Origin of the sequence: Methylobacterium sp. CCH7-A2 (genome assembly GCF_001557075.1) — a bacterium.
Taxonomy (GTDB): domain Bacteria; phylum Pseudomonadota; class Alphaproteobacteria; order Rhizobiales; family Beijerinckiaceae; genus Allobosea; species Allobosea massiliensis.
This window is the reverse complement of the sequence record NZ_LSKN01000157.1, coordinates 1-8,262: the sequence shown is the minus strand read 5'-3', so window position 1 is coordinate 8,262 and position 8,262 is coordinate 1. Positions and strand designations below refer to the sequence as shown.

8 protein-coding genes are annotated in these 8,262 nt (G+C 66.6%); 3 read left to right on the top strand and 5 right to left on the bottom strand.

Annotation, left to right across the window (positions count from 1 at the left end):
* Nucleotides 1-387: 387 nt before the first annotated feature.
* Complete coding sequence (locus AX750_RS12700; protein ID WP_066723731.1) at nt 388-1,194, top strand: TIGR00730 family Rossman fold protein; 807 nt, start codon at nt 388-390, stop codon at nt 1,192-1,194.
* A 43-nt stretch (nt 1,195-1,237) separates the two neighbouring features.
* Here AX750_RS12700 and AX750_RS12695 read toward each other — a convergent pair whose 3' ends face one another.
* The 5 genes from AX750_RS12695 to AX750_RS12675 form a co-directional block, all read right to left on the bottom strand.
* Nucleotides 1,238-3,832 (bottom strand): heavy metal translocating P-type ATPase, encoded by a 2,595-nt coding sequence (locus AX750_RS12695; RefSeq protein ID WP_066723728.1) that lies wholly within the window; start codon nt 3,830-3,832, stop codon nt 1,238-1,240.
* A 13-nt stretch (nt 3,833-3,845) separates the two neighbouring features.
* Nucleotides 3,846-4,160 carry a hypothetical protein gene (locus tag AX750_RS12690; RefSeq protein WP_066723725.1) on the bottom strand — a complete coding sequence of 105 codons (315 nt, stop codon included), beginning with the start codon at nt 4,158-4,160 and terminating at the stop codon, nt 3,846-3,848.
* A 78-nt stretch (nt 4,161-4,238) separates the two neighbouring features.
* A complete protein-coding gene (locus tag AX750_RS12685) occupies nt 4,239-4,685 on the bottom strand; it encodes an MgtC/SapB family protein (RefSeq protein WP_066723723.1) in 447 nt (148 codons plus the stop codon).
* 328 nt (nt 4,686-5,013) lie between these two features.
* Nucleotides 5,014-5,307: a hypothetical protein gene (locus AX750_RS12680; protein WP_066723709.1), complete on the bottom strand. Its 294-nt coding sequence runs from the start codon at nt 5,305-5,307 to the stop codon at nt 5,014-5,016.
* 400 nt (nt 5,308-5,707) lie between these two features.
* Nucleotides 5,708-6,184: a hypothetical protein gene (locus tag AX750_RS12675; RefSeq protein WP_082735141.1), complete on the bottom strand. Its 477-nt coding sequence runs from the start codon at nt 6,182-6,184 to the stop codon at nt 5,708-5,710.
* Nucleotides 6,185-6,406: 222 nt separating this feature from the next.
* Here AX750_RS12675 and AX750_RS12670 point away from each other — a divergent pair, with 222 nt between their 5' ends.
* Nucleotides 6,407-7,330, top strand: coding sequence for a cation diffusion facilitator family transporter (locus tag AX750_RS12670; RefSeq protein ID WP_066723706.1), 924 nt, complete (start codon nt 6,407-6,409; stop codon nt 7,328-7,330).
* Between the two features lie 602 nt (nt 7,331-7,932).
* Nucleotides 7,933-8,256, top strand: coding sequence for a YidB family protein (locus tag AX750_RS26500; protein WP_245282386.1), 324 nt, complete (start codon nt 7,933-7,935; stop codon nt 8,254-8,256).
* Nucleotides 8,257-8,262: the final 6 nt, after the last annotated feature.

Sequence of the window (8,262 nt, the reverse complement as noted above, 5' to 3'; positions counted from 1 at the left end):
GGCGAGGGCCCCGATCGGGGCCCTCGCCATATCCGCCGCTCCCCAACGCCAGTGGCCTGCTTTTACTCCGCCACGCTGGCCTGGAATCCGACCGCCGTTGACAACGCCGTGACCACCATCCATGTCGAGCCCGAGAACAAAGCCAAGCATAGTGGCGTACTGGTTCTGTGATGGAAAGAACACGCCGAAAGGCTGGGAGCCGTATGCAAGACGATCAAAGTCGCCCTTCGCAACATCGCCACGAGAGATCTGAGCTCTGCAAAGCGATATGACCGCCAGAACAAGACTCAGCCGGCAAACCTCTCGCCTCCCGGAGCTGTGCGGCCGGCGCGCCCCACGACAAGTCGCCGGGGACCAAGTGGCCTGGACATCGGAGCCCAACCGCGTATGACTTCACCGCCCAAGGCCGAGGCCAATCGCGCCCAGCTGCAATCAGCATCCTATCGCCTGGCTGCGCTCGACCAGGAGTTCCTCCTCGGCGACTCCATGCGCGGCGTGCACTTTCTCCTGGAATACGCCAAGGCCGAGGAAGCCATGCGGGCCTGGGGCGTGCGCTCCACCATCGTCGTGTTCGGAAGCGCGCGGGTGCGCGAGGACGGCCCAGCGCAGCACGCGGAATGGTACCGGCAGGCCCGAGCCTTCGGGCGGATCGTCTCCGAGCGCGGCGGCGCGCTACACCCGGACGGAGGACTTCGCGACAATGTCATCGTCACGGGCGGCGGTCCCGGGTTGATGGAGGCGGCGAACCGAGGAGCACATGATGCGGGCGCGCCCTCGATCGGGTTCAACATTACACTGCCGCGCGAGCAGGACCCCAACCCGTACTCCACTCCGGAGCTGACCTTCCGCTTCCATTATTTTGCGATGCGCAAGATGCACCTCGCCATGAGGGCCAATGCGCTGGTCGTGTTTCCGGGCGGCTTCGGCACACTCGACGAGTTGTTCGAGATCCTTACCCTCAAGCAGACCGGCAAGGCGGTGCCGATCCCGATTCTCCTGGTCAACGAGGATTACTGGCGCGGGGTGGTCAACTTCGAGCAGCTGCTGAGCATGGGTATGGTTGCGGAAGAGGAGTTGCGAATCTTCGAGTTCGCGAGCAATGCGGAGGCGGCTTGGTCCATCCTCGAGCAGCACAAAGTCACTGTCCCGCCCCCGCCGTCGTTGCCGGAGCAAATCAGCAAGCCGGCCATGTGAGCCCGCCGGGTGCTGAGCCGTAGTTGAACCCAAACGCCTTGGCTCACGCTGCTCGGACCGCCGCTGAAGAGCGGCGCTCCCTCGGGTCGCGGTAGGCGAGCAGGCGCAGCGCGTTGGCAACGACGACAAGGGTCGAACCTTCGTGGAAGAGGACGGCGATCCCGATCTGGAGCCCGAGCACCGTCGCGGGAATCAGGAAGACCACCATGCCGAGACTGAGCCACAGGTTTTGACGGATGATGCCGCTCGTGCGCCGGCTCAGGCCCACCGCGAACGGCAGGTGCTCGAGGTCGTCGGCCATGAGCGCCACGTCCGCCGTCTCGAGCGCCACGTCCGAGCCCGCTGCGCCCATGGCGATCCCGACCGTCGCGTTCGCCATGGCGGGAGCGTCATTTACGCCATCGCCCACCATCGCCACCTTCTGCTGTGCGCGCAGCTTCTTGATCGCCTCGACCTTGTCCTCCGGCATCAGGTCGCCCCAGGCCTCGTCAATGCCGACCTGCCGCGCCACGGCATCCGCGACGCGCTGGTTGTCCCCGGAGATCATGATCATGCGCGAGATGCCGAGCTCGCGCAGCCGCGCGACCACGCGGGTCGCGGGCTCGCGCGGCGTGTCCATCAGCCCGAGCGCGCCAAGGTAGCGCTCGCCGCGCCGGACCACCATCGTGGTGCGCCCCTGCTCTTCAAGGCCCTCGATCGTGGTCTGCACGGCCGGCGGAAGCGGCGGCCCCTCAACCTCGGTGAACAACTCGCTTTTGCCGACGAACACGGGCTCGCCGTCGATCCTCGCCGCCAGGCCACGCCCGGTGATGCTGCGCAAATCCTGCGCGTTCGGGATTCCGACCGCGTTTCCGAGGCGCGCACGCCCGTCGCGGACCACCGCGGCCGCGAGGGGGTGATCGCTCAGACCTTCCACGCTGACCGCAACGATGAGGAGTTCGCGTTCGTCCACGCCCGGCGCTGGGAGCACGTCAGTGACGCGCGGCTTGCCCTCGGTCAGGGTCCCCGTCTTGTCGAAGGCGATGGCGCCGAGCGTGCCAAGGTTTTCGAGCGGGCCGCCCCCCTTGACCAGCACCCCGCCCCGGGCGGCTCGCGCGACACCGGAGAGGACGGCGCTTGGCGTAGCGATCGCGAGCGCGCAGGGGCTGGCGGCGACGAGCACGGCCATGGCTCGGTAAAAGCTGTCGCGGAACGGCTCGTCCACCACCACCCAGGCAAACAGCAGGAGCACCACGAACGCGAGGACGGCGGGAACGAAGGCGCGCTCGAAGCGGTCGGTGAAGCGCTGCGTCGGCGACTTCTGCGCCTCGGCCTCGCTCACCATACGAACGACACGGGCGAGCGTCGTGTCGGCCGCCCGCTTCGTGACCTGAATCTCAAGTGCTCCGCTGCCGTTGATAGTGCCGGCATAAACGCGATGCTCGGCTTCCACCCCGTCTGGCCTGGCGGCAGCGCGCTCGGGGTCATCGACCGGCTGCTTGTCGACGGGCACGCTTTCGCCGGTCACAGGGGCTTGGTCAACGCTGCTTATACCCCGGACGATGAATCCATCGGCCGGAATGCGCGCGTTCGGCTTTACAATAACCGTGTCGCCGATCACGAGGTCTTCGACCGGAACTTCGCGCACCGCCCCATCCCGCCGAACCTCCGCTGTTCGCGGCGCGAGCTCGGCGAGCGCCTCGATGGCGCGGCGCGCCCGCCCCATGGCGTAGTGCTCGAGCGCGTGGCCGAGACTGAACAGGAAGAGCAGCAGCGCGCCTTCGGCCCACTCCCCGAGCGCCGCCGCGCCAGCCGCCGCCACGAGCATGAGCGTATCGATCTCGAACCGGCCGATGCGGAGGGAGTCGACGGCCTCGCGCAGGGTGTAGAAGCCGCCAAAGCCGTAGGCCCCGATATACAACGCGAACGGTAGCCATGCGGGCGCACTGGTCGCGACCGAGATGAGATAGCCGAGGCCGAGCAGTGCCCCACAGATCAGGGCGAAATAGAGCTCGGTATTCTCGCCCAGCACGCCGCCATGGGCGTGGGCATGGGCATGCTCCTCATCGTGGCGATGCTCGCCGGCTGCATGCTCCTTTCGATGTGCGCGCTCGTCATCCTCGTGCTCATCATCCCCGTGCCTGTGTTCACGCCCGGAAGGTTCTCGTCCCTCCACCCGGACCACCTCCCGTGGCCCATCCTCCCGGACTCGCACACGCAATTCGTCAAGCACGCGACGGAGATCCTGCTCGGAGGTCGCTTCGCGGTCGAACTCGATCCGAAGCGGCCCGGCCGCCGACACCTCCGCCTCGACCACGCCCGGCATGCGCTGCAGCCGTTCCGCGATCGTGCGGGCCCGCCGTTGATGCTGAACCCCGTCCACCTCCCACAGAACATGGGCGAAGCGTTCGGTGAGGCGAGCGCCGGCGCTTTGGGCGATCTCCCGCACTCGCGCGAGGCTCAGCACCTCCGGGTCGTAGTGGATGCAGAGCTTGGCGGGCTCTTCGCCGGAAGCTGGGGCGATATGGACTCGTTCCATGCCCTCGCGGTCGGCCAGATCGCTGACGAGACGCCCGACGCACGCGTCGGCTTCGCCCGGTGCCTCCGGAAGAAGAACGGGCAAGTCCAATTGCAAGCGCTGAGCTGCGTTCTTGAGCATGGTTGGGCGGCTTTCAAGCGGTGAAAGAGGGATGTCGGAGCCGGAAGGCGCGATTGCGGCGCGAGCGTTCCTTGAGCTCGCGGTAGCTCGAGCCGTGCGCGGGTCCAATCATCCGCACCATGATAACGGCCGCGATCGCGATCAACATCACCCGAATAACCATCTGGATCTCCAGCGAGATTTGAAAAGCATCATAGCTGGCCTTGGGCTGGCCCGGACCACCGCTCAACTGTGTGGCCTGAGAGTTTTGCTTAGCCGAAGCGGCCGCAGCAACGGTGTCGTCGGTCAACGCGCTGTAGGAAAAAGGCCGGCCCAGCAAGGTGAGCACTAACCTACTCGTATGCCTCACTGGTCACGTCATCATTGGCCATCGTATCAGGTGCAACACATCGAGAACGAAAGCACCTTACTTCGTATTTGGACGGACAACCTCCTTCAAGGGCCCCAGACAGCGCAAGGTCACGAAGGTGACGAGGCTCAAGATTGCAGCGATGTCGTAGAGGCCAAACCCGACCGCGGCCCCGAGCGCACCGGTCGCCCACAGGCTTGCGGCCGTCGCTGTGCCGGACGCTTGTCCCGCATGCTTGAGAATGGCCCCGCCCCCGATGAAGCCGACGCCCGTGATCAGCCCTTCCAGGATTCGAGCCTGAGCGGTCGAGCCCTCGCCCAAGACGCGGATCGCGATCAGCACGAAGCCGCAGCTCGCGACGGCGACGAGCGGAAAGGTCCGGATCCCTGCGCTGCGCTCCTCTCGCTCCCGATCCCACCCAATGGGAAGGGCAAGGCCGTAAGCGATCGCAAGATCGACAAGGTGGGACGCTACCTCCCACCAGCTCAAAGATTCCAGCCTCATAGGGGACTTATAGCGTCGCCGAAGCCTGCTCGATAGTCGCGTTACGGTCGACTGGCCGGCCGGACTCAGCCACAGTAGCAGGTCTCAGCTCGCCTCCAGGCCTTACTGCCGCTGCGGACTCACGACGCTCACCTCAAGGACGGGCCAGATGACCGCGTGGTGGTCCAAGCGTCCGATGCAGCGACAAAACTGGAAGATAGCCGGTCCAGTTGGTGGGAGCGTCGAAAGGCGGGGCAACCTACCCCACCCAATGCGCTCCCGTGTGATTTGCCGATTCGTGACTAAAAGCGGCCTCCCCTGCCGCCCTCGTGACCGCCACCCCCCTGCATCATGCGCCGCGATGGCCGCGACCGCTCACCATGCCGCCCCGGTGGCCACCACCGCCCCGCATCATGCCGCCCCGATGACCGCCGCCGCCCTGCATCATGCCGCTGCGATGTCCGAAGCCCCGCGGGCGATGACCAATGGCCGGGCCGTGCTGCACAGTGTCGACGAGGCCGAACGCGTGAACGGCGCTCCGAATGTCCGGCATTCCCATAGGCGCCGCTTGGGCGCGTCCGCTGCTAAGCTGACCGCCGATCAATGCGCCCGCGGTTGCAAGCGCGAAGATGAATTTCTTCATGTATTTCTCCTGGCCGCCACCCCGGGACAGCGGAGAACAGGAACCTTTGGTTCAGGGAGCTGACCCGGTCAGTGTTAAAGAGGCCCGTCGCACGAGCAGGTCAGCGAGCTCGACCATTCTGCGATGTCTGGGGTAGCGCCTGCCATCCCATCCTGGCACCCATCGCGGGTATCCTGGCGGCGTCGCCTCGCGCGTTACGCGAGCGAGCGGGCTGACGGTGGCCTCGCCACGGAGGTGCCCGCGAGAGGGATGACCCACAACTGTGCACGGCGGGGCAATTGTCGGCCATGGGAGAGCGCTGGCCTAAAGAGAGACCAGCGGGTCGTAACCATGGCGCCGAGCAAGCCTGTCGAGTGGCGGGCCAACCTAAGCTCCGATCAGCCTCGCCGGATCTCAGGCCTCAGTAGCAGGTCTCGACCCAAGCGCGCCGCAGGCCGTGGCGCGTCCGAACCCACTGGCGCTCGAGCGCGCAGGCGGGCGCGTAACCTCGTCCGTAGCCATAGCCGTACACGGCCGGGGTGTAGCCGTATCCATAGCCGTAGGCGCTGGGATAGTAGCTCGACCCGTAGAGGCCATAGGCGCCGAGCCCCGCCGCGGCGGCAATGAAGGGCGCCGCCCCATAGAACCCGTGCCCCTGGTGGCGCCGGACGTGGTGGCCGCCGAAGCCGCCGTGCCCTCCCCAAACCGCCCGGTGCCCGAAGCCGCCGTGCCCTCCCCGGAAGCCATGACCAAAGCCGCCGTGGCCGCCGCCATGAAACCCTCCTCCGTGACCGCCGCCGTGACCGCCGCCGTGGTGCTGCGCTAGAGCCGCTTGCGGCAGCATCGCCGCGCCAAGCCCCATGAGCAGGCCCATGATCATCCCGGTTCGTTTGTTCATGACTACCTCCGTCGCAAGCCCCCCGAACCCTCGCACCGAATCAACGCTCAACTTGCCGCAAAGCTCCCGAAGGCCGGTTCCACGGCACGCACCGTTCATGGCAACACTCCACTTGAGACTCGGCGGGGGCTTCGAAGAGTATTCGATGAGCTTTAGCGCGATCACCTGGAAGCATGACAGCGTCGGTTGACGGGGTGTAGTTTTGCATACGAGGAGGCATTCATGCACGGCGGCAGCGGCCACAGTCAGGCACCAGTTTCCGGCTCCGGCTCCGCCGCAAGCCGTCACCGGAGCCGCCTCGCCTGGGCGTTCGGTCTAACGGTCGCCTACATGGCGGCCGAGGTGATCGGGGGCCTGATCACGGGCAGCTTGGCGCTGCTCGCCGATGCGGCCCACATGCTCACTGACGCCGGCGGGCTCGCCCTTGCGCTGTTGGCCATCCGATTCGCCGAGCGGCCGGCGACCCCGCAGAAGACGTACGGTTATCTCCGGACGGAGATCCTCTCAGCGTTGGCCAACGCCGTCGTGCTGCTGCTTTTGACCGTCTACATCCTCTACGAGGCCTACAAGCGCTTCCTCGCCCCGCCCGAGATCCTCTCCGGGCCGATGCTGGCGGTGGCGGCCGTCGGTCTCGTCGTCAACCTAATCAGCATGCGGCTGCTCGCTGGCGGATCGTCCGAGAGCCTCAACGTCCAGGGCGCCTATTTCGAGGTCTTGAGCGACATGCTGGGCTCGATCGGGGTGATCCTCGCGGCCCTCGTCATCATGTTCACCGGCTGGACGCTCGCCGACCCGATCATTGGCGCCGGGATCGGCCTCTTCATCGTGCCGCGGACCTGGCGGCTTCTGAAACAGGCCATGCACATCCTCATGGAAGGCACCCCGCCCGAGGTCGACATGAGCCTTCTCGAGACGGGCCTCCGCGAGATCCCCGGCGTCACCGCCGCGCACGAGCTTCATGTCTGGACGATCACCTCGGGCATCGATGCCATGAGCGGCCATGTCGTCGTCCGCGATATGGCGGAATCGAAGATGGTGCTTCGGGCCGCGCGCCAGCTCATGAAGGAGCGCTTCAACATCGACCACGTCACGATCCAGGTCGAGGACGAGGCCTTGCGCGCCGAGGAGGCCGTGCTGCGGGTTTGATCACGCCATGCAGCGAGCCGCTCCCACCCCGGAGAGCTATGGGACCCGGAGCAGGCGGGATCCGTCTGGAAAATGGCGATGCACGCGCTCGAGGATCGCCTGTCCCGCAGAGCAAAGGGCACCAGATGAAATCCCCGCGGCAGTCTCTTCTCTGGGCCGTTCTCCGGCGCCAGAATACGCGAGCAGCCGTCGTGAAATCTGCACGGCCTGCAACTTTCCCTTCGGGGCCTCGTTGTCCTGCGGTGATCCAAGGAGACGACAGCCGTGGGTTTGCTCGACAACATCTTCGGTGGCAATCAGGCCGGCCGCGGCGGGACTTCCCCGCTCACGCTCGCATTGCTTGCTCTGCTCGCCTATCGGACTTACCAGGGCAAGGGCCGCCTTGCGGACATGCTGGGCCGGACACCGGACGGCCGTCCACCGGGGCCTGCTACGGGAGACCGCGCGCCGGGCGGAAGCCGCGAGCCCCCGGGCGAGACCGCGGGCTCGCCTAGAGGCGGCGGGCTCGGGAACCTTCTCGGCGGCCTCTTCGGCGGCGCGGCAGGGCGGCCGACGGGAGGCGGCGGCGGTCTCGGCGATCTGCTGCGGGCGGTTTGGGCGGCGTGCTCGGCGGCGCAGCGGCCGGCACGCTCGTGAATGGCGGTCTCGGCGACCTGATGAGGCGGCTGCAGCAGACCGGCTACGGCGATACGGCCGACTCTTGGGTGGGTCGTGGTCCCAATCGCGCCATCGGCCCGGCCGAGCTGGAAGGTGCAATTGGACGCGACACATTGCAGTCCTTGGCAAGTGAAACGGGACGTCCCTACGACGAGGTCCTGTCAGAACTGAGCCAAAGCCTCCCCGACACGATCGACCAGCTCACGCCTGACGGACGCATGCTGTCAGGCGACACGACAAACTGCCCCCCTGACGCCATGAGGAACTGACCCCTC

Excerpts from the sequence above, each read along its gene's own strand:
- AX750_RS12685 (WP_066723723.1), bottom strand. The coding sequence starts at position 4,685 with ATGAGGCTGGAATCTTTGAGCTGGTGGGAGGTAGCGTCCCACCTTGTC.
- AX750_RS12670 (WP_066723706.1), top strand. The coding sequence starts at position 6,407 with ATGCACGGCGGCAGCGGCCACAGTCAGGCACCAGTTTCCGGCTCCGGC.
- AX750_RS12700 (WP_066723731.1), top strand. The coding sequence starts at position 388 with ATGACTTCACCGCCCAAGGCCGAGGCCAATCGCGCCCAGCTGCAATCA.
- AX750_RS12680 (WP_066723709.1), bottom strand. The coding sequence starts at position 5,307 with ATGAAGAAATTCATCTTCGCGCTTGCAACCGCGGGCGCATTGATCGGC.
- AX750_RS12695 (WP_066723728.1), bottom strand. The coding sequence starts at position 3,832 with ATGCTCAAGAACGCAGCTCAGCGCTTGCAATTGGACTTGCCCGTTCTT.
- AX750_RS12675 (WP_082735141.1), bottom strand. The coding sequence starts at position 6,184 with ATGAACAAACGAACCGGGATGATCATGGGCCTGCTCATGGGGCTTGGC.